14 protein-coding genes are annotated in these 23,442 nt (G+C 44.0%); 6 read left to right on the top strand and 8 right to left on the bottom strand.

Features of this window, described 5'->3' with window-relative positions; all coding sequences use genetic code 11:
- Positions 1-2: 2 nt before the first annotated feature.
- The 3 genes from HMPREF9009_RS14885 to HMPREF9009_RS14875 are packed head-to-tail and all read right to left on the bottom strand — an operon-like array spanning position 3 to position 3,677.
- Complete coding sequence (locus tag HMPREF9009_RS14885) at positions 3-1,472, bottom strand: ATP-binding cassette domain-containing protein (protein ID WP_049702582.1); 1,470 nt, start codon at positions 1,470-1,472, stop codon at positions 3-5.
- Positions 1,473-1,489: 17 nt separating this feature from the next.
- A complete protein-coding gene (locus HMPREF9009_RS14880; RefSeq protein WP_049703339.1) occupies positions 1,490-2,401 on the bottom strand; it encodes an HlyD family secretion protein in 912 nt (303 codons plus the stop codon).
- A gap of 16 nt (positions 2,402-2,417) precedes the next feature.
- Entirely contained in the window at positions 2,418-3,677 is a 1,260-nt protein-coding gene (locus tag HMPREF9009_RS14875; RefSeq protein WP_049703338.1) for a TolC family protein, read from the bottom strand.
- Positions 3,678-3,850: 173 nt separating this feature from the next.
- Here HMPREF9009_RS14875 and HMPREF9009_RS14870 point away from each other — a divergent pair, with 173 nt between their 5' ends.
- Positions 3,851-4,204, top strand: coding sequence for a type II toxin-antitoxin system RelE/ParE family toxin (locus HMPREF9009_RS14870; RefSeq protein ID WP_007752298.1), 354 nt, complete (start codon positions 3,851-3,853; stop codon positions 4,202-4,204).
- Positions 4,201-4,491, top strand: coding sequence for a helix-turn-helix transcriptional regulator (locus tag HMPREF9009_RS14865; protein ID WP_049702581.1), 291 nt, complete (start codon positions 4,201-4,203; stop codon positions 4,489-4,491). Before HMPREF9009_RS14870 ends, HMPREF9009_RS14865 begins: the two co-directional genes overlap by 4 nt.
- 94 nt (positions 4,492-4,585) lie before the next feature.
- On the opposite strand, the gene HMPREF9009_RS14860 is transcribed toward HMPREF9009_RS14865, so the two are convergent.
- The 5 genes from HMPREF9009_RS14860 to glmS form a co-directional block, all read right to left on the bottom strand.
- Positions 4,586-5,632 (bottom strand): mannose-1-phosphate guanylyltransferase, encoded by a 1,047-nt coding sequence (locus HMPREF9009_RS14860; RefSeq protein WP_049702580.1) that lies wholly within the window; start codon positions 5,630-5,632, stop codon positions 4,586-4,588.
- Positions 5,633-5,836: 204 nt separating this feature from the next.
- Positions 5,837-9,064: a carbamoyl-phosphate synthase (glutamine-hydrolyzing) large subunit gene (gene carB / locus HMPREF9009_RS14855; RefSeq protein WP_004315739.1), complete on the bottom strand. Its 3,228-nt coding sequence runs from the start codon at positions 9,062-9,064 to the stop codon at positions 5,837-5,839.
- Between the two features lie 73 nt (positions 9,065-9,137).
- Positions 9,138-10,271: a glutamine-hydrolyzing carbamoyl-phosphate synthase small subunit gene (gene carA, locus HMPREF9009_RS14850; RefSeq protein WP_007752280.1), complete on the bottom strand. Its 1,134-nt coding sequence runs from the start codon at positions 10,269-10,271 to the stop codon at positions 9,138-9,140.
- 27 nt (positions 10,272-10,298) lie between these two features.
- On the bottom strand, positions 10,299-12,182 hold the full coding sequence (locus HMPREF9009_RS14845) for an amidophosphoribosyltransferase (RefSeq protein ID WP_008022839.1): 1,884 nt from the start codon (positions 12,180-12,182) through the stop codon (positions 10,299-10,301).
- 132 nt (positions 12,183-12,314) lie between these two features.
- On the bottom strand, positions 12,315-14,159 hold the full coding sequence (gene glmS, locus HMPREF9009_RS14840) for a glutamine--fructose-6-phosphate transaminase (isomerizing) (protein ID WP_004315736.1): 1,845 nt from the start codon (positions 14,157-14,159) through the stop codon (positions 12,315-12,317).
- A gap of 362 nt (positions 14,160-14,521) precedes the next feature.
- Between glmS and gltB the strand changes: the two genes are divergently transcribed.
- The 4 genes from gltB to HMPREF9009_RS14820 all read left to right on the top strand — a co-directional run bounded on the left by gltB (position 14,522) and on the right by HMPREF9009_RS14820 (position 23,398).
- Entirely contained in the window at positions 14,522-19,117 is a 4,596-nt protein-coding gene (gene gltB / locus HMPREF9009_RS14835) for a glutamate synthase large subunit (protein WP_049702579.1), read from the top strand.
- 121 nt (positions 19,118-19,238) lie between these two features.
- Entirely contained in the window at positions 19,239-20,579 is a 1,341-nt protein-coding gene (locus HMPREF9009_RS14830; protein ID WP_049702578.1) for a glutamate synthase subunit beta, read from the top strand.
- Between the two features lie 214 nt (positions 20,580-20,793).
- Positions 20,794-22,461: an asparagine synthase B gene (gene asnB, locus HMPREF9009_RS14825; protein WP_049702577.1), complete on the top strand. Its 1,668-nt coding sequence runs from the start codon at positions 20,794-20,796 to the stop codon at positions 22,459-22,461.
- Positions 22,462-22,633: 172 nt separating this feature from the next.
- Positions 22,634-23,398 carry a glycerophosphodiester phosphodiesterase family protein gene (locus tag HMPREF9009_RS14820; protein ID WP_049702576.1) on the top strand — a complete coding sequence of 255 codons (765 nt, stop codon included), beginning with the start codon at positions 22,634-22,636 and terminating at the stop codon, positions 23,396-23,398.
- Positions 23,399-23,442: the final 44 nt, after the last annotated feature.

Raw genomic sequence — 23,442 nt, 5'->3', positions numbered from 1 at the left:
AATCAATCTGCTTTGCGCACCGCACCGCGGGCTAATTGCTGAAAAACATCATCCATCGTTTCCGTACCGAATTGTTGCTTCAGACGGGCAGGTGTATCAAGAGCTTTAATCTGACCGTCCACCATGATAGATATCCGGTTACAATATTCCGCTTCATCCATATAATGGGTAGTGACAAATATGGTGATTCCCTGGTCGGCTGCCTGATAAATCAATTCCCAGAACTGCCTTCTCGTAGCGGGATCTACTCCACCCGTCGGCTCATCCAGAAAAACAATTCTCGGCTCATGGAAGATTGAAACTGAAAAAGCCAATTTCTGCTTCCACCCCACCGGAAGACTCTTCACCAGAGTATCCCGCTCGGCAGCAAGCCCCAGGCGATCCAACAATTCTTCTGTCTTCCGCTCTATTTCTTGCTCTTTCATCCCATAAATCCCGGCAAACAGACGGATATTCTCCCACACTTTCAGGTCTTCATATAGCGAAAACTTTTGGCTCATATAGCCGATATGCTTCTTTACTTGTTCAGCTTCCCGGAAAATATCATATCCTGCCACCTTTCCGATGCCCGATGTCGGTTTGCTCAATCCGCAAAGCATGCGCATGGCCGTAGTCTTTCCGGCTCCATTAGCACCCAAAAAGCCAAATATCTCTCCCCGGTTCACCTGAAAGGAGATATGATCTACCGCTGTAAAATTGCCAAAACACTTTGTCAGCTGCTCCACTTCAATGACCGGAGCGGTTTCATGCCTCACCTCCTCCCGTTCCAAAGAAGGCGGGCAAAGGATGGATGCAAATTGCTGAAGAATACGCTCGGGAGTATCAATTCCATGAATCTTTCCATGATTGATAAAAGCAATCCGGTCACATTGCCGGGCTTCATCCATAATGGGAGTAGAAACAACAATGGTAATACCCTGTTCCCGCAAGTTCCGAAGCATTTGCCAAAATTCCTTGCGCGACACAGGATCCACTCCGGTAGTGGGTTCATCCAGGAATAAAATATCCGGTTTATGAATCAAAGCGCAACTCAATGCCAGTTTCTGCTTCATACCACCCGACAAAGCCCCTGCCCTTCTTTTCCTGAACGGTTCTATCTGCTGATAGATATCTTTAATTAAATCATAGTTCTCCTGAACAGTTGTATGGAATACGGTAGCGAAAAACTCCAGATTCTCCTCTACTGAAAGATCCTGGTAAAGTGAAAAACGGCCGGGCATATATCCAACCTTCGTACGAATCTGTTTATAGTCTGTTGCCACATCCAGTCCGCCGATCGTGGCCGTTCCCTTATCTGCCAGCAGCAAAGTAGTCAGAATACGGAATAAGGTACTCTTACCGGCACCGTCAGGACCTATCAGCCCAAAGATCTCTCCCCGTTCTACCACAAAAGAAACCTCTTTCAGCGCTTCCACCGTTCCATAGCTCTTGCCGACTTCTTTCACAACCACTATGGGTACATCCTTCTCCATCTCCCTGACTTTAATTTTTAATCTTCATTCTTTAATTTTACTCCGCCATACATACCAATCTTCAACGCTCCGTCATTCTTCACCGCAATCTTCACTGCATATACCAGATTAGCACGTTCATTCTTCGTCAGAATTGTTTTTGGAGTGAATTCCGAACGATCGGAAATCCAGGTCACTTCCCCCGGATAAGCTTTCTGCTCCGAGTTGCCATAGTCAGCATACACAGTCACTTGATCTCCCAGTTTCACTTTTGACAACTGTTCGGAAGTGATGTAAGCCCTCAAATACATACGATCCACTTCGCCCACCTTAAATAAAGGCTTGCCGATAGCCGCCAATTCACCGGCTTCCGCATATTTAGCCAATACTATACCTGCGATAGGTGACTGAACATGACATTTAGCTAACTGATCCTCCACTTGCGCTACCTGTATAGCAACCGAATTGCCTTGTTCTGTAAGGCTATTCGTACTATTACGCAACGATGATTCCTGTGCAACGAGCTGCCGTTCGAGTAATTTGACTTGCGCGTCCCAATCATCCAGTTGCTTCTGATTGGCCGCACCTGCAGCAAGCAAGTTTTCCACCCGTTTCCTCTCACGCTCTGCCGTGACAATTTGCTGTTTGGTAGCGGCAATCTGTTTGGCAAGATCAGGACGCTGGTTTTCTACCGATTTCATACTGGCTTCCAATTGCAGTTTCTTTAAATACAATTGTACCGTATCTACCAACCCGATCTCCTCACCCGCTTTCAGCTTTGTTCCCTCTTCTACTTCCAGTCGTAGCAATTTTCCGGCAGCCTCGGCGGACACTATTACTTCCGTAGCTTCAAATGTACCGGTTGCGTCATAATCTGGTGTTCCATTTCCACAGGCAGATAACATCATCAGCGTTATCCCCCACATTCCTATTTTTGTTATTCTTTTCATATCCGGAGAAGTTATATTAATCATTTATTGTATATTTCAATTGATAAATTCCCATTAACCGTTGAATCTCATGTATGGCTTTCGACTGACGCGCCAAGCTCTCATTAGTCAGTTCACGTAACATTTCAGTCACGGTCAATGTTCCATTTGCCACCTTTGCTTCGGCAGCTTTACGGATATTTGTACGCAACCGGATTATTTCATCATCATCCCGCATTTGCTTCTCCAAAGAATGGATAGCCTGATCCTGCTGCGTCATTTCCAGTCTTGTATTGAAAAGGAATACATCCCGGTTATTATCCAGTTGCTGTCTTTTCTTCTCGATCACCCGACGGTCATTTTTCAAAGTATACAGACTACCAAAATTCCATGAAAGCCGGACACCTGCCATATAATAAGGAGAAAATTCATTCTTCAGCATATCCAATCCGGGATTTCCGTATGCCCCCTGCACAAACAGTCCGAACTGCGGAAGATGACGCACATTCAAAGCCTTCTCCTGCACTTGCAGTCCGGCTCCCTGTGCATCAAACAAAGCCAACTCCGGCCGACGAATCTCACTGACAGCCGAAACCATACTTTGAGGTACAGGCTTCTCCAGCACTGTCTCCGGAGACAGTGCTTCTCCTACCAACAGCGAAAGCATTTTCAAATAAGCTGCCCGTGATGATACTAAATCCACTCTTTTCTGTTTTGTATTCAGCTGCTCCACTTTCACTGCATCCAAATCAGCTTGATTGGCTATTCCATTTTCCACATAAGCAGTAATCTGACGATAATTTCTCTCCAGTTCATCTTGCAACAATGTATTTTGTTTGATTTGCTCGTCCAGCAGGAGAATTCCAAAATAAAGATCATTCACGCGGTTATTCAGCGCATACATATCTACATTCAGTTTTTCTTTTTCCACTTCAGCCTCTGCAATCGTCTGCTTCTTCTGCATACGGATTCCTCCCCCGTCCCATATCTTCTGTTGCAATTCCAACATGACCTGATATTGGTCTTTGGACAATCCTTTTAAATCTACTCCGGGAAGTTTTACCGGAATTTCTGTCACATCACTCTGATAAGAGGCCTTTGCCGAAAGAGCAAATTGAGGCAAATATCCCTTGGCTGCATTTTCCAGATTATATTCCTTTGTCTTCTCCACTAAGCCATACTGATGTACCAACGGATAATTGTCCTGCGTCTTCCGCTGACATTCTTCCAATGTAATCTGCGCATACGCTCCTGCTACATACAGTAAAAAGGAGAAACTGAAAATCATTCTTTTCATATCCATTATTTCTTTGGTTTCTTCGAAAGACAAAGATAGGGATTTCCTGAATACAGTCACTCTCTATGAGTTGGCAAAATGTTCTGAAGAGATAATGGATAAAATGATGAGAAAAATTAAAGAAAAAGTAGCCTAAAATTGCTTTTATGTAATTTATAAGTTACCTTTGTAAAATGAAAGTAAGAGAAGTCATAACATATAAAGAATATTTTGATGATTTTTTCAAGAAACAACCACAGAAGGTTCGCGATAAAATCATCAAAGTGCTAGATATTATCGAGCAGATAGACCGAATCCCAACGACATATCTAAAATACATAGAAGGTACTAATGGACTATTTGAGGTTCGCGTGCAACTAGGCAATAATATCTTCCGCATTTTTTGTTTCTTTGACGGTAATAAATTGGTTGTTTTGTTAAGTGGCTTTCAGAAAAAGACACAAAAAACACCACCAGAAGAAATAAAAAGAGCAGAACGGCTTATGACCGACTATTATAAAGAAAAAGAAAAGGAGATTTTAGAATGAATACAAAGACATTAGACCAAATTAAAAATGAGTATTACGGTGAAGTTGGAGCACCGGAACGAGACAGGCTTGAGCGAGAACTTGAGGCTTTGCGCATTGGCTTTAAGATACGAAGTGCCAGAGAAAAATTAGAGATGACACAAGCAGAGCTTGCAAGTCGCATTGACAAGAAACGTACATTCATATCAAAAGTTGAAAACGATGGAGAAAATATTACTCTCAAAACATTATTTGATATTGTAGAACGTGGACTTGGTGGAAAATTAAATATCGAAGTGCAATTATAAAAATAATGCCGGAGTACTTAACTCCGGCTTTCAATTGAATATCAGCTGAATGACAGGAATGACACCACACGAATATCAGCAAACGAAATAATCTTTATTTCGAGAACTCTTTAATCCGTTGTTCCTCTTCCAGTTTACAAATCAGTAATGTATTATCTTTCTCCGCGATGATATATCCATCTAATCCTTGAACAACAACTCGTTTTTCTTCGCTGGCATGCACAATACAATTCTTACTGTCATACAAACGTATATCGGTTCCTACCGTAGCATTTCCCGATTTATCCTGTGGTAAAAGACCGCGAAGTGCTCCCCATGTGCCTAAATCCGACCAGCCGAAAGAAGCCGGTAACACGTAAATTGCCTCCGCTTTTTCCATCACCGCATAGTCGATAGAAATACTTTCGCAAGTCGGGAACAACTTTTTGATTGTTTCATTTTCTTTTTCCGTATAGAAATCCGGGAAAATACGGTCAAAAATCTGTGCGATACCCGGAGCATATACACGCATCACGGAAGTGATAGTACGCACGTTCCACACAAAGATTCCCGCATTCCAGAAGAAATTACCTTCCGCCAAATACTTTTCTGCTGTCTCTTTATCGGGTTTTTCCTTGAATGCGTCTACTGTATAAATTTCTTTATCTGTTTGAAGCTGGTTGGCAGCAGCAATATATCCGTAGCCTGTCTCCGGACGAGTCGGCCGAATACCTATTGTGACAATAGCACTGCTATCATCCGTAAAACGAAGTGCTTTCTCCATCACTCTACGGAACTCGCTCGTATCGATGACTAATGCATCCGAAGGAGTTACTACAATGTTAGCATGGGGATGCTTCTTTTTGATTTTCCAGCAAGCAAACGCGATACAAGGCGCAGTATTTCGTGCACAGGGTTCCGCTAAAATATTACTTTCCGGAATTTCCGGCAACTGCTCCCGAACAATATCAATGTATTTTTCAGAAGTTACCACCCACATATTTTCTCTGGGGCAAACACCATCAAACCGGTCTGCCGTCAATTGAATCAGTGACCGGCCACATCCCATTACATCAATAAATTGTTTAGGACATTCCGGAGTGCTCATCGGCCAGAAACGGCTCCCTATGCCACCAGCCATTATTACAACATGATTATCCATACCTATTATCCTCCTGTAAAAAAATACTATTTTAAATAAGCGCGCAAGTTACATTAAAATGTCCAAAACAGCAAATAAAGACCAAGAGTATTTAATTTTCCAACTGAATAATCGAAAAATTGTATTTCTACAATAATAGACAAAGGCCGCTCTCGAATAATAAGAACGACCTTTGTCTTTTCATTTCAATAGAATATAATCATCTTATTTATATTCTGCCCAGCTCTTGATAGCTATATCATCCACACTCATTGTACAGAAAGCATTGATAAATGCACTAGCCAGACGAGCGTTCGTAATCAACGGAATATTTAAATCAATAGCGGCACGACGGATTTTATACCCATTACTTAATTCTCCGGCAGTCAAGTTCTTTGGTATATTGACTACCATATCTATTTCCTTACTATGAAGCATCTCCAACGCCTGCGGATGTCCCTCTTCACTCGGCCAATAAACATGAGTACTCTCAATACCGCTCTCGGCAAGCGCTTTATGTGTACCGCCCGTCGCAAAGAGTTTATATCCCTTATTCACCAACATACGGGCTGCATCCATCATATCCGCTTTTTGCTTCATCGTACCCGTAGAAAGCAAGATATTCTTCTTCGGAATACGATAACCTACAGAAAGCATTGCTTTCAATACGGCACAAGAAGTATCCATACCAATACAACCTACTTCACCGGTGGAAGCCATATCTACTCCCAACACCGGATCGGCTTTCTGCAAACGGTTGAAGGAGAATTGGGAAGCCTTGATTCCCACATAGTCCAGTTCGAAAAGATTCTTTTCCGGTTTTTCGACAGGCAGGCCAAGCATAACTTTGGTTGCCAGTTCAATAAAGTTAATCTTCAGTACCTTGCTGACAAATGGGAAAGAACGACTGGCACGCAAGTTACATTCAATCACCTTGATATCATTGTCTTTTGCCAAATACTGAATATTAAACGGACCGGAGATATTCAAAGCCTTGGCAATCTCACGGCTGATACGCTTAATACGACGAACAGTTTCTACATATAGCTTCTGTGGCGGGAACTGAATAGTCGCGTCACCGGAGTGTACTCCCGCAAATTCGATATGCTCACTAATAGCGTATGCCACAATTTCGCCATTCTGCGCCACGGCATCCATTTCTACTTCCTTGGCATGTTCAATAAACTGACTTACTACTACCGGATGTTTTTTCGAGACATTGGCTGCCAGTTTCAGGAAACGTTCCAGTTCTTCCTGATTGGAACAAACATTCATTGCAGCTCCCGAAAGCACGTATGACGGACGGACAAGTACAGGAAAACCTACTTCTTCAACAAACTCCTGAATATCATCCATAGATGTTAATTCACGCCAACGGGGCTGATCCACACCGATACGGTCGAGCATGGCAGAGAATTTCTCACGGTCTTCAGCATTGTCAATGCTCTTGGCACTTGTGCCAAGGATATTGATATTCTGTGCATCCAGACGCAAAGCAAGATTATTTGGAATCTGACCACCGGTAGATACAATTACTCCATGCGGATTCTCAAGCTCCAGAATATCCATCACGCGTTCGAAAGTCAATTCGTCGAAGTACAAGCGATCGCACATATCATAGTCCGTAGATACGGTTTCAGGATTATAGTTAATCATCACGCTGCGCCATCCTTCTTTACGAATAGTATTTAAAGCCTGCACACCGCACCAGTCAAATTCTACGGAAGAACCGATACGATAAGCACCAGACCCTAATACGACAATGGATTTATGGTCGCCCAAGTAATGAACATCATTTGCCACACCGCTATAAGTAAGATACAGATAATTGGTTTGTGCCGGATATTCGGCTGCCAAAGTATCGATCTGCTTCACTACCGGAAGAATACCCGCCTCTTTACGATGTTTGCGGACATAAAGAATACCATCCTCCATATCACCTTCGTAGCCGATGGCACGGGCAACCTGGAAATCAGAGAAACCTTGAACCTTGGCTTTACGAAGCAGTTCGTTTGGCAGATCGGCTATTTGTTTGTGATTATTTCCCCAGCTATGCAGTTCTTCGGAAGTCTGCATGATATTCATCAATTTCTGAAGGAACCATTTATCAATCTTAGTCAGTTCGTGTACCTGATCGATGGTGTAGCCGGCACGAAAAGCCTTCGAGATAACAAAAATACGTTTATCAGTCGGTTCGCGCAAAGCCTTGTCGATGTCGGAAATAACTAGCTCCTTGTTTTCTACAAATCCGTGCATTCCCTGTCCGATCATGCGGAGCCCTTTCTGGATAGCTTCTTCAAAAGTGCGACCGATAGCCATCACCTCACCGACAGATTTCATAGAAGATCCCAATTCTTTATCTACACCGTGGAATTTACCCAAATCCCAACGTGGAATCTTACATACAACATAATCCAGTGCCGGTTCGAAGAAAGCAGAAGTAGTCTTTGTTACAGAGTTCTTCAGGTCGAAGAGTCCGTAACCCAGTCCCAATTTAGCCGCAACGAAAGCCAGCGGATAGCCCGTTGCCTTAGATGCCAAAGCCGATGAACGAGAAAGACGGGCATTTACTTCAATCACCCGATAATCTTCGGATTCGGGGTCGAAAGCATATTGTACATTACATTCGCCCACAATACCGATGTGGCGGATGATACGTATTGCCAGTTCCCGGAGTTTATGATACTCTTTGTTCGTAAGCGTTTGTGACGGAGCAATAACGATAGATTCACCGGTATGAATACCCAGCGGGTCGAAGTTTTCCATATTACAAACTGTGATACAGTTGTCGAAACGGTCGCGCACCACTTCATATTCCACTTCTTTCCAACCACGAAGAGATTTTTCCACCAATACCTGCGGAGAGAAAGAGAACGCTTTTTCTACAAGAATATCCAGTTGCTCTTCGTTATCACAGAAACCGGAGCCCAAGCCACCCAATGCATACGCAGCACGAACAATTACGGGATACCCCAGTTCTTTTGCTGCGCGACGCGCAGCTTCCGCATTTTCTACGGCTTCACTCTTAATGGTCTTTACATTGATTTCATTCAATTTCTGAACGAAAAGTTCACGATCCTCGGTATCCATAATGGCTTGTACCGGAGTACCAAGTACTTTCACATTATATTTTTCAAGAATACCTTCTTTGTACAATGCCACTCCACAGTTCAAAGCTGTCTGACCACCGAACGCCAGCATAATGCCTTCCGGTTTTTCTTTCTGAATCACTTTCTCTACGAAATACGGAGTCACCGGGAGGAAGTAGATTTGATCCGCCACTCCTTCGGACGTCTGTACCGTAGCAATATTAGGATTGATAAGAATCGTTTCAATGCCTTCTTCTTTCAAGGCTTTGAGTGCCTGCGAACCGGAATAGTCAAACTCACCGGCCTCACCGATCTTCAGGGCACCGGAACCCAACAGCAATACTTTCTTTATATTTTCTTTCATTGATTCTACTTTCTGGTTCACCACAGATTACACAGATTAACACAGATTTTTTATAATCCGTGATGAATATGGGTTATAATAGTTTTACAAATTCGTCGAACAGGAATTCCGTATCCGTAGGTCCACTTGCTGCTTCCGGATGGAATTGTGCAGAAAACCAAGGGTTTCTTTTATGCTTGATTCCTTCGTTAGAGCCATCATTCATATTAATAAATAACGGTTCCCAATCTGCACTCAACGTATTATTGTCTACGGCATAACCGTGATTTTGCGAGGTGATGAAGCAACGTTCAGTGCCTACCATACGCACCGGTTGGTTATGGCTACGGTGACCGTATTTCAATTTATAAATCTTGGCTCCTCCCGCTTTCGAAAGTAGTTGGTTACCCATGCAGATTCCGAAAATAGGCAGTTTCTCGTTTGCCATCGCCTTGCGGATATTCTGCACCGCAGCATCACAGGTATCCGGATCCCCCGGTCCGTTAGAAATAAACAGTCCGTCAAATTCGAGTCCGTTATAATCATAATCCCAAGGTACACGGATCACCTCTACATTACGTTTCAGCAGACAACGAATGATATTAGTCTTCACACCGCAATCTACCAGGACAACTTTTTTTAATGAAGAATGAGGAATGAAGAATGAAGAATTAGCTGCGCTGTGGCTGCTTGTTCCACTAGGGAAATAATGAATAATTTCTTTACAGGAAACCTGGTCTACATAGTTTATATCGCTATAAGACGGAAATTCTTCATTCTTCATTCTTAATTCTTCATTTTCAAATACTATTTTCCCCATCATTACTCCATGTTCACGAAGAACTTTCGTCAACTCGCGTGTGTCAATGCCGGTGATACCAGGAACCTTTTCGCGTTTCAACCAGTCACCAAGACTTTCCACAGCGTTCCAGTGGCTGTATTCATAAGAATAGTCACTTACGATAATCGCTTCCGCGTGGATCTTCTCACTTTCCATGAAAGTGGCAAGTCCATTCGGCTCGATAGTAAAAGGAGGAACACCGTAGTTACCTACCAAAGGATAGGTAAGCGTCATCAACTGTCCGGCGTATGAAGGGTCAGTGAGGCTCTCCGGGTATCCGGTCATGGCAGTATTAAACACTACTTCGCCCGCCACCGGCTTCTCGTAGCCAAACGACTTACCGGAAAACCGGCTCCCGTCGTCAAGGATTAATGTCACATTTCTCATTCTTATTATTGAATCGTTGTATGGTTGTTAGAATTGATACATTTGTTCTATATAGTCGATGAACGCCCGGTTCACCATTTTCACACCACCCGGTGTAGGGTAGTTACCGCTAAAATACCAGTCGCCTTTATGATGCGGACAAGCCTCGTGCAATCCCTCCAACGGTTGATAGACGATTTCCACTTTCGCCTTGGTTCCCTTGGGTGTCAGCAGTTCCACCATTTTGGCAGAGATTTCCTCATCAGTGAACGGAGCATAAATATCTTTCACATAGTTTACCATCTGCTCTTTCGGCAGTCCTACCTGCTCTTTCGATTTACGGTAGGCGGCCGCAATCACATCTTTCATATCCCGTTCCTTTAAAAGTTCTACAGCAGCCCTGAAGGCGATAAACTCGCTCATCTTTGCCATATCAATACCGTAATAGTCAGGATAACGCACCTGCGGAGAAGAAGATACGATGACAATCTTCTTCGGACCGAGACGGTCGAGAATACCGATAATACTTTGTTTCAGCGTAGTACCGCGCACAATGCTGTCGTCGATAATCACCAGATTATCAACACCGGGTACAAGACTTCCGTATGTAATATCATACACATGGGCAGCCAAATCATTACGGCTGTTTCCTTCGGCAATAAACGTACGGAGCTTAATATCCTTGATTGCCACCTTTTCGCTACGAATACGACGGGAAAGAATAACTTCCAACTCCTCCATATTCGGGTTATGCCCCAATGCAGCGATCTGCTGCACTTTCTCCTCATTCAAGTAATCATCCAGTCCCTGCAACATTCCGTAGAAAGCAACCTCTGCAGTGTTGGGAATAAAAGAGAAGACCGTATGATCGATGTCATTATTGATTGCTTTCAGTATTTTCGGAACCAACTTTTCGCCCAGCCGTTTCCTTTCTTTATAAATATCGACGTCACTGCCACGGGAGAAATAGATACGTTCGAAAGAACAAGCCTGATTTTCACGCGGCTTATTGATTTGCGAAGTACGGATCTTTCCCTCTTTGCTAATCAACAATGCCTGCCCCGGTTGCAGTTCCTTGATTTCCTCAAACGGAACATTCAAAGCTGTCTGGATAACCGGACGTTCGGAAGCAAGAACAGCTATCTCGTCATCCTGATACCAAAATGCAGGCCGGATGCCCCACGGGTCACGAATAGCGAAAGATTCACCGCTTCCGGTCAATCCGCAAATAACATACCCCCCATCCCATTCGCGACTGGAAGTACGCAGTACGTTTGCCAAATCAATATGTTCTTCTATATAATGCGTGATGCCCATGCCCGTAAGCCCTTCGGCTTCGGCAAGATTGAATACACGCTCCACTTCACGGTCAAGACGGTGTCCCACCTGTTCCAACATGATATATGTATCGGCATATTTACGCGGATGCTGACCAATGGCAGTGATACGGGCAAATATTTCGTCTACATTCGTCATATTGAAGTTTCCGCAAAGAGCGAGATTCTTGGCACGCCAGTTATTTCTTCTTAAGAATGGATGCACGTATGAGATTCCGGATTTTCCCGTAGTGGAATAACGAAGATGCCCCATATATACTTCCCCGGCAAAAGGCAGGACTCGTTTGGCATACGCAGCATCATGCAACTGTTCGGGAGTGAGCTCCTTAAAATTGTTTTGAACATTTTCAAAAATCTCCGTAATAGCTCCGGAGCCTAAAGCACGTTCACGAAACATATATTCTTCACCCGGATTTGCTTCCAGTTTCACACATGCCAGTCCCGCACCTTCCTGTCCACGGTTATGTTGTTTCTCCATCAACAGGTAGAGCTTATTAAGACCGTACATCCATGTTCCGTACTTTTTCTCGTAATACTCCAACGGTTTAAGCAAGCGTATCATGGCAACGCCACATTCATGTTTCAATTGTTCCATCTATACTATTTACGATTTGACGATTTACTATTTACGATTTAAATTACCACCTGCCAATCAAACAACTTACTATCTATCATTGATTCTTCAATCGTAAATCGTAAATAGTAAATTGTCTAATTGTAAATCACATTACTCCACCGTTACCGACTTCGCCAGATTTCTCGGCTGGTCTACATCCATCCCCTTACATACCGCAATGTGATAAGCAAGAAGTTGGAGAGGTACCGTAGTTATTAACGGATCGAGACACTCTATTGTTTCAGGAAGTTCGATACTACAATCGGCAATCTTGCTGATAACCGTATCTCCCTTCGTAACGAACGCAATCACTTTTCCCTTCCTCGCCTTGATCTCCTGAATATTACTTAGCACTTTTTCGTACAGTCCATTCTGCGTAGCAATCACCACTACCGGCATTTCCGCGTCAATCAAGGCAATCGGTCCGTGCTTCATCTCGGCAGCCGGATAACCTTCGGCGTGAATATACGATATTTCTTTCAATTTCAATGCACCTTCCAAGGCAACAGGATAACTATATCCGCGTCCCAGGTAAATAAAGTTATGCGCATACGTGAAAGTTTTCGATAATTCCGCCAGGGTATCATTCAGTTTCAGCACTTCTTTCATCTTCTCCGGAATATGATTTAATTCCTGTACAATTGAAAGATAATGCCGTTCGTCAATTGTTCCTTTCGCTTTGGCAAGCGTCAATGCCAGCATTGCCAACACAGTGACCTGTCCGGTAAACGCTTTGGTGGAAGCGACTCCGATTTCCGGACCTACGTGGATATACGAACCGGTGTGAGTGGCACGGGGAATAGAAGACCCGATAGCATTGCAAATACCATATATAAATGCTCCGCGGCTTTTTGCCAATTCCACAGCAGCCAAAGTATCCGCAGTCTCACCGCTTTGGGAGATTGCTATCACTACATCCTGTCCGTCAATCACCGGATCACGGTAACGGAATTCGGAAGCATACTCCACTTCCACCGGTATGCGGCAGAAACTTTCAATCAGATGCTTACCAATCAGTCCGGCATGCCAGGAAGTTCCGCAGGCAACGATAATAAACCGCTTGGCATTCAGTAGCTTTTCCCGATGATCGATCACAGCGGAAAGTACCACATTGTCTGCTTCCACATTGATACGTCCGCGCATACAATCATGAATACAATCGGGCTGTTCGAAAATCTCTTTCAACATAAAATGCGGATATCCCCCTTTTTCCAGCTGGCCGAGATTAAGCTCCACCTTTTTAATTTCAGGTGTCATTTCAACATTACTCAAGTTGACCACCTTCAATTCTTTTCCCAAATGGAGAACAGCAATTTCTCCGTCTTCCAGATAAACCACCTTATCTGTATATTCTACAATCGGAGTGGCATCCGAAGCAAGGAAGAACTCGTCCGCTCCAATCCCCACTACCAGCGGGCTACTCTTACGGGCAGCAATAATCTCATCGGGATGCTCTTTATCAAGAATCGCAATCGCATAGGCACCAATCACTTCTCCCAACGCCAATTGAACGGCTGTCAGCAAACTGACTTGATTAGTGACTTTCATGTATTCTATTAATTGAACAAGGACTTCGGTATCTGTACTACTTTTAAAAATATAGCCTTTGGCTTGAAGTTTTTCTTTGAGAACGGCGTAGTTTTCAATAATACCGTTATGAATGAGAGCGAGCTTTTCGGAAGAAGAGTAATGAGGGTGGGCGTTAGCGGAACAAGGTTCCCCGTGAGTAGCCCAACGAGTATGGGCAATTCCGATTGTACCGGAAATATCTTTTTGTGTGACGAAATTTTCAAGATCGGAGACTTTTCCTTTCGTCTTATACACATTTAACTGTCGGTCATCACTGATGATTGCTACCCCCGCGCTATCATATCCACGATACTCCAGTCGCTTCAGCCCTTTTATAAGGATAGGGTAGGCTTTTCGTTTACCAATATAGCCTACTATTCCACACATATTATGATATTTTTATTTCGACTGCAAATATACACATTACAAATAACATAAAGACAACAAAAAGCATATTTATTTGACAGAAACGCATAAAAAAGTTGCAAACACATCAAAAAGTTAAATAATATATTATTTTTAGCTCAAAAAGAAACAAATTACAATTAGTTCACCATTCACCTAAAAGAGCTAACAAATTAAAAGTAAATCTCCTTCTTTTAATTACAAATTAGAAGAAGACAGGCTCTTCTTTTAATTTCGCGTTACAGAAAACTTATATTTTACTATCATTTTGAAATTAAACTACTAACTTTGCCGAACAAATTGACACTTCAATTAGGTATTATCATACAATAAAGCTAGTAAGAATGAAGAAACAAGAACTTTTTAACAACGTAACAGAAGGATCCCCTTACCAACGACAGCCCAAACAGATGGGCTTGTACAATGCGGCATACGAACACGATGCCTGCGGTGTTGGTATGCTGGTAAACATTCATGGAGAAAAGTCACACGACATTGTTGAGTCGGCTTTAAAGGTATTAGAGAACATGCGCCACCGCGGCGCCGAAGGTGCGGATAACAAAACCGGCGACGGTGCAGGTATCATGCTGCAAATTCCGCATGAGTTTATTTTATTGCAAGGTATTCCTGTACCCGAAAAAGGACGGTACGGCACAGGATTGCTATTTTTGCCGAAAAATGAGAAAGACCAGGCAGCCATTTTAAGTATCATTATTGAAGAAATTGAAAAAGAAGGACTCACATTGATGCATCTGCGCAATGTGCCCACCTGCCCTGAAATTCTAGGAGAATCTGCTTTGGCAAACGAACCTGACATCAAGCAGGTGTTTATCACCGGATTTACAGAAACGGAAACGGCCGACCGGAAGTTATATCTGATCCGGAAAAGAATCGAGAATAAGGTCAGACTGTCATCCATTCCGACAAAGGACGATTTTTATGTTGTTTCGCTTTCTACAAAAAACATTATATATAAAGGTATGCTTTCGTCGTTGCAACTGCGCAACTACTATCCGGACCTGACGAATAGCTATTTTACCAGCGGACTGGCACTGGTGCACTCCCGTTTCAGTACCAATACATTCCCTACATGGGGATTGGCACAACCATTCCGCCTTCTGGCACACAACGGTGAAATCAACACGATCCGTGGTAACCGCGGATGGATGGAAGCCCGCGAAAGCGTACTCTCCACTCCTACCTTGGGTGACATAAAAGAACTTCGCCCGATTATACAACCGGGCATGAGCGACAGTGCTTCCTTGGATAATGTACTGGAGTTCCTGGTGATGTCGGGGTTGAGCCTGCCACACGCTATGGCTATGCTCGTGCCGGAATCTTTCAACGAAAAGAATCCCATCAGCGAGGATCTGAAATCATTCTACGAATACCACTCTATCTTGATGGAACCGTGGGACGGACCGGCCGCACTACTATTCAGCGACGGACGATTTGCCGGAGGTATGCTCGACCGCAACGGTCTGCGCCCTGCCCGTTATCTGATTACTAAAAATGATATGATGGTAGTGGCTTCGGAAGTCGGTGTGATGGATTTCGAACCGGGAGACATCAAAGAAAAAGGCCGCTTACAGCCCGGTAAGATTTTGCTGGTAGATACAGAAAAAGGTGAAATTTATTATGATGGCGAACTGAAAAAACAGTTGGCTGAAGCCAAACCTTACCGCACCTGGTTGTCTACGAACCGAATCGAACTGGATGAACTGAAGAGCGGACGCAAAGTACCTCATCATGTAGAAAACTACGACTGTATGCTTCGCACTTTCGGCTACTCCAAAGAGGATATCGAAAAACTGATTATGCCGATGGCAAGCAGCGGAGCAGAACCGATCCATTCAATGGGTAATGATACTCCGTTAGCTGTACTTTCGGATAAGCCGCAATTGCTTTACAACTATTTCCGGCAGCAATTTGCACAAGTGACCAATCCTCCCATCGACCCGCTCCGCGAAGAACTGGTAATGTCATTGACAGAATACATCGGGGCAGTCGGCATGAATATTCTGACACCCAGCGAGAGTCATTGCAAAATGGTCCGCCTGAATCATCCGATTTTGAGCAACACACAACTGGATATTCTTTGTAATATCCGCTATAAAGGCTTCAAAACGGTCAAACTGCCCATGTTATTTGAAGCAGCAAAAGGGAAAGCCGGATTGCAGGAGGCACTGAACAGCCTCTGTAAAATGGCGGAAGAATCTGTGACGGAAGGCGTAAACTACATTGTCCTGACCGACCGTGACGTGGATATTACCCATGCCGCTATTCCTTCATTGCTGGCAGTAAGCGCCGTTCATCACCATCTGATTTCAGTCGGCAAACGTGTACAAACAGCATTGATTGTAGAAAGCGGTGAAATACGTGAGGTGATGCACGCTGCGTTATTACTGGGTTTCGGAGCAAGTGCCCTGAATCCTTACATGGCATTCGCTGTTCTCGACCGCTTGGTTAAAGACAGGGATATTCAGTTGGATTATGCCACTGCTGAAAAGAATTATATCAAATCCATCTGCAAAGGCTTGTTTAAAATCATGAGTAAAATGGGGATCTCTACCATCCGCTCTTATCGTGGTGCAAAGATCTTCGAAGCCGTCGGTTTGAGCGAAGAATTGAGTAAGACCTATTTCGGTGGACTCGGTTCGCCCATCGGAGGTATTCGCTTGGAAGAAATAGCCAGAGATGCCATTGCTTTCCATGAGGAAGGATTTTCAGAAATCAAAAATAGAAATGAAGGAACACAAAGTAATTCTCCATCTTCCACTTTCAACTTTCCATTATTAAAAAACAACGGTTTGTATGCCTTCCGTAAAGACGGAGAAGAGCATGCATGGAATCCGGAAACAATCAGTACGCTGCAATTGGCTACACGGATGGGGAGTTATAAGAAATTTAAAGAATATACTCATCTGGTAGACGAAAAAGAGAAGCCTATTTTCCTTCGTGACTTTCTGGGATTCCGTCGTAACCCGATTTCGATCGATCAGGTAGAACCGGTGGAAAACATTCTGCATCGTTTCGTCACGGGGGCCATGTCTTTTGGTTCTATCAGCAAAGAGGCTCATGAGGCAATGGCTATTGCCATGAATAAAATTCACGGACGCAGCAATACCGGTGAAGGTGGCGAGGACGCTGCCCGTTTCCAACCGCTGCCCGATGGCAGTTCCTTACGAAGTGCAATCAAGCAGGTAGCTTCCGGACGTTTCGGTGTAACGGCAGAATATCTGGTTAATGCGGATGAGATTCAGATTAAGATAGCACAAGGAGCAAAGCCGGGTGAAGGCGGACAACTTCCGGGATTTAAAGTGAATGATGTGATTGCAAAAACACGCCATTCCATTCCGGGAATTTCACTGATTTCTCCCCCACCTCATCATGATATTTATTCGATTGAGGATTTGGCACAATTAATATTCGATCTGAAAAATGTAAATCCACAGGCCAAAATCAGTGTGAAACTGGTAGCAGAAAGCGGCGTCGGTACAATTGCCGCCGGGGTGGCAAAAGCAAAGGCGGACCTGATTGTCATCTCCGGTGCTGAAGGGGGAACAGGTGCTTCTCCGGCTTCTTCTATCCGTTATGCGGGCATCTCACCGGAATTGGGATTGAGCGAGACACAACAAACATTAGTTTTGAACGGACTTCGTGGGCAAGTAGTTCTGCAAGCCGACGGACAACTGAAAACCGGACGTGACATCATCTTAATGGCGCTAATGGGTGCCGAAGAATATGGCTTCGCCACCTCGGCATTGATTGTATTAGGGTGTGTAATGATGCGCAAATGCCATCAGAATACTTGTCCGGTGGGAGTTGCCACACAGAATGAGGAATTACGTAAACGCTTTCATGGGCGTAGTGAATATTTGGTAAATTTCTTCACATTCCTGGCACAGGAGGTCCGCGAGCATTTGGCCGAAATGGGATTCACCAGAATGGATGATATTATCGGACGCACAGACTTGATCGAACGCAAGTCCGTTGCCAACGACCCGAATCCGAAACATGCGTTAATCGACTTCACCAAATTGCTGGCACGCATTGATAACAACGCGGCTATCCGCCATGTCATCGATCAGGATCACGGTGTTTCTACTGTAAAGGATGTAACCCTTATTGATGCGGCACAGGAAGCTATTGAACATGAGAAAGAGATTTCTTTAGAATATACGATTGCCAATACAGACCGTGCAATAGGTGCCATGCTCTCCGGAGTGATTGCCAAGAAATACGGTGCTAAAGGATTGCCGGAACATACGCTGAATGTGAAGTTCAAAGGCTCGGCAGGTCAGTCTTTCGGGGCTTTCCTCGTACCGGGAGTTAACTTTAAACTGGAAGGTGAAGCAAACGATTATCTGGGTAAAGGATTGAGCGGCGGACGCATCTCCGTATTGCCTCCTATCCGCAGCAACTTCGAAGCCGAAAAGAATACAATTGCCGGTAATACCTTGCTTTATGGAGCAACAAGCGGTGAAGTATATATCAACGGTCGTGTAGGAGAACGCTTCGCAGTTCGTAACTCCGGTGCAGTTGCCGTAGTGGAAGGTGTGGGCGACCATTGTTGCGAATACATGACAGGAGGTCGTGTGGTAGTCCTCGGACAAACCGGACGTAACTTTGCAGCCGGTATGAGTGGCGGTGTGGCTTACGTATGGAACAAGGATGGCAACTTCGATTATTTCTGCAACATGGAAATGGTGGAACTGTCACTCATCGAAGAAGCCAGCTACCGGAAGGAGCTACACGAACTAATCCGCCAACATTATCTGTACACAGGCTCAAAACTAGCCCGTACCATGCTTGACAACTGGAATCATTATGCAGAACAGTTCATCCAAGTAGTACCCATCGAATACAAAAAAGTATTGCAGGAGGAACAGATGAGAAAATTACAACAAAAAATTGCAGACATGCAAAGAGACTATTAGATTTACAATTTGACTATTTACAATTTACTATTTGAATGTATAGTCTGTAAATAGTCAAATAGCAAATGACAAGATAGTCTAAAAATAGTAAATAGTAAATCGTCAAATAGTAAATAACAAGATGGGAGATCCTAAAGCATTTCTAAATATACCTCGACAAGAGGCGGGATACCGCCCTGTAAACGAGCGAATCGCTGACTATAGTCAGGTAGAACAGACTTTGAATACAAACAGCCGTAAATTGCAGGCGTCACGCTGTATGGATTGCGGCGTACCTTTCTGTCATTGGGCATGCCCGATAGGAAATAAACAACCGGAATGGCAGGATGCATTATACAGGGGAAAATGGAAGGAGGCATACGAAGTATTGTCGTCTACTTGCGATTTTCCGGAATTTACAGGACGTATTTGTCCTGCTCTTTGCGAAAAATCGTGTGTGTTGAAACTTTCCTGCGATCAGCCGGTGACTATTCGCGAGAATGAAGCAGCTATCGTGGAAGCGGCTTTTCGTGAAGGATATATACAGGTAAAGACGCCGAGAAGAAACGGAAAGAAAGTGGCGGTGATTGGTGCGGGTCCTGCCGGATTGGTGGTGGCTAATCAGCTGAATTTAAAAGGATATAGCGTTACTTTATTCGATAAGGACGAAGCGCCCGGAGGGTTATTACGGTTCGGTATTCCTAATTTCAAACTGGATAAGAATGTAATTGACCGACGGATGAAGATATTGGCTGCAGAAGGAATACTGTTTGAGATGGGAGTAGAAATAGACATCAATCATTTGCCGGAAGGATTCGACGCTTACTGCATCTGTACCGGAACGCCGACTGCACGTGATTTGAGTATTCCGGGACGTGAACTGAAAGGCATCCATTTCGCACTTGAAATGCTGGCACAGCAGAACAGGATTCTGGCAGGACAGACTTTCCCGAAAGATAAATTGGTGAATGCCAAAGGCAAAAAAGTACTTGTGATAGGTGGCGGAGATACCGGTTCCGACTGCATCGGAACCAGTGTGAGACAGGGAGCCGTCAGTGTCACTCAAATCGAAATCATGCCGAAACCTCCTGTCGGCTACAATCCGGCTACTCCTTGGCCACAATGGCCGGCAGTCTTTAAAACGACTTCCAGCCATGAAGAAGGTTGTACACGCCGCTGGTGCCTGGCTTCCAATCAGTTCCTCGGAAAGAATGGAAAAGTGACAGGTGTAGAAGTGGAAGAAGTGGAATGGATTCCGGCAGCAGATGGCGGACGTCCCACGATGAAACCAACAGGGAAGAAGGAAGTCATCGAAGCTGATATGGTATTATTGGCAATGGGATTCCTGAAACCGGAACAACCGAAATTTGCAAAGAATGTATTCCTAGCCGGTGATGCCGAGACTGGCGCCAGCCTGGTGGTACGCGCCATGGCGGGAGGACGAAAGGCTGCTGCGGAAATAGATGCTTATCTAATACAATAAGGTTTGCAACAGTGTACAACAAGAAGCTCGATTGCTATTACCGGTTCGTTCCATATCTGTGGAACTAAACGATAACAGATATGGAACTAAAGGGAAACAGTTGTGGAACTAAACGATAACAATTATGGAACGAATTAAGAATAGCTAATCAGCTTCTTAGAAATAGCGAATAAACAATCAACAGATTACATTACCCCCTCTAAAAATTAAAGTTATGTGTGGAATAGCAGGTATACTCAACATCAAAGTTCAAACGAAAGAACTAAGAGATAAAGCACTGAAAATGGCCCAGAAGATCCGTCATCGCGGACCGGACTGGAGCGGAATCTATGTAGGCGGAAGTGCCATCCTGGCACACGAACGTCTTTCCATTGTCGACCCGCAGAGTGGCGGACAACCGTTATACTCTCCCGATCGTAAACAGGTGCTCGCCGTAAATGGTGAGATTTACAATCACCGTGATATTCGAGCTAAATATGCGGGAAAATATAACTTTCAAACCGGAAGTGACTGTGAGGTAATTCTTGCCCTTTACAAAGATAAAGGCATCCATTTTTTGGAAGATATCAGCGGTATCTTCGCTTTCGTGCTTTATGATGAGGAAAAGGATGAATTTCTAATTGCCCGTGATCCGATAGGGGTTATTCCTTTATATATAGGAAAAGATAAAGAGGGAAAAATCTACTTCGGCAGCGAGTTGAAAGCTCTCGAAGGATTTTGTGACGAATATGAAGTATTCCTCCCCGGACATTATTTCTATAGTAAAGAGGGAAAAATGAAACGTTGGTATTCGCGCGACTGGACAGAATATGAAACCGTCAAAGAGAATGATGCACAAACCGAGGATGTGAAAGTGGCATTGGAAGAGGCTGTGCACCGCCAGTTAATGAGTGACGTACCGTATGGAGTGTTGCTTTCGGGCGGGTTAGATAGTTCTGTTATCTCTGCCATTGCCAAAAAATATGCGGCAAAACGTATAGAAACAGACGGTGCAAGCGATGCATGGTGGCCTCAACTCCACTCTTTCGCCATCGGTCTAAAGGACGCCCCCGATTTGATTAAAGCGCGTGAGGTGGCCGAATATATCGGTACCGTCCATCATGAGATCAACTACACCGTTCAGGAAGGTCTGGATGCTGTTCGCGACGTAATTTATTTCATCGAGACGTATGATGTAACTACCGTACGCGCTTCCACTCCCATGTATTTATTGGCGCGTGTCATTAAATCAATGGGAATCAAAATGGTGTTGAGCGGTGAAGGTGCTGATGAAGTTTTCGGGGGGTATCTGTATTTCCACAAGGCCCCTACTCCACAGGCATTTCACGAAGAAACAGTACGTAAACTTTCAAAGTTGCACATGTACGATTGCCTCCGTGCCAATAAAAGTTTATCAGCATGGGGAGTAGAAGGACGCGTCCCTTTCCTTGATAAAGAATTTCTCGACGTGGCAATGAACCTGAACCCGAAAGCTAAAATGTGCCCCGGAAAAAACATTGAGAAACGAATTGTTCGCGAAGCCTTTGCCGATATGTTACCGGAAAGTGTGGCTTGGAGACAGAAAGAGCAGTTCAGTGACGGTGTAGGATATTCATGGATTGACACATTGAGAGAGATCACAGCAGCTGCCGTGAGCGATGAGCAAATGGAACATGCTGCCGAACGTTTCCCGATCAATACGCCACAAAACAAAGAAGAGTACTACTATCGTAGCATTTTCGAAGAGCATTTCCCCAGTGAAAGTGCAGCACGCACCGTCCCCAGTGTTCCGAGTGTAGCCTGCTCCACAGCAGAAGCACTAGCCTGGGATATCGCTTTCAGAAATCTGAATGAGCCTAGCGGACGTGCAGTGAAAGGAATACATGAAGAGGCCTATACTTAACTGATAAAAAATAACGGAAACAGCAAATTCTGTTATTCTTTTGTAGCATTTCTATTCTAAAATCCCAAGGATTAACGCAGATTAGCATATTATCGGCTGATTTGCGTTTTCTTTTTTATAATTTTGAGGCCAAACCCAATTAAATCTATCAAACTTTTAAAAGATCAAACAAATGAATTTAAAAAAAATGATGATGGCTTCTGCCCTTCTAATGGCTGCTTGTTGTATGCAGGCACAGACAAAAGTGATAGCTCACCGCGGTTTCTGGAAAACTCCGGGATCATCGCAGAACAGTATTTCATCACTTCTAAAAGCAGATTCCATCGGTTGTTACGGTTCAGAATTTGACGTATGGATCGCGAAGGATAACAAGTTAGTGGTTAACCATGATCCTGTATATAAGATGAGGCCGATGGAATATTCCAAAGGTGATGCACTGACCGGACTTAAATTATCCAACGGAGAAAACTTACCCAGCCTGGAACAGTATCTGGAAACTGGAAAAAACTGTAAAACCCAATTGATTCTCGAACTGAAAGCACATAGCAACAAGAAACGTGAGACTAAAGCGGTGCAAGGAATTGTTGCCATGGTGAAGAAAATGGGACTGGAAAACCGTATGGAATATATCACGTTCTCTCTACATGCCATGAAAGAGTTTATCCGTCTGGCTCCTGCCGGTACTCCGGTATATTACCTTAACGGGGAATTGTCTCCCAAAGAGCTGAAAGAACTGGGTGCTGCCGGTCTGGACTATCACATGGGAGTGATTAAGAAACACCCCGAATGGATCAAAGAAGCGCACGACCTCGGCTTGAAAGTCAACGTATGGACAGTAGACGAAGTAGAAGATATGAAATGGCTGATCGAGCAAAAGGTAGATTTCATCACCACTAACGAACCGGTCATCTTACAAGAAGAATTAAAGAAGTTCTAATCCTGAAAGGACACTTTTTTAAAAGCAAATTGAACAGCAAGCTT

It is taken from the genome of Bacteroides sp. 3_1_13 (assembly GCF_001185845.1).
Taxonomy (GTDB): domain Bacteria; phylum Bacteroidota; class Bacteroidia; order Bacteroidales; family Bacteroidaceae; genus Bacteroides; species Bacteroides xylanisolvens.
This window is presented reverse-complemented; position numbering and strand designations above follow the sequence as displayed.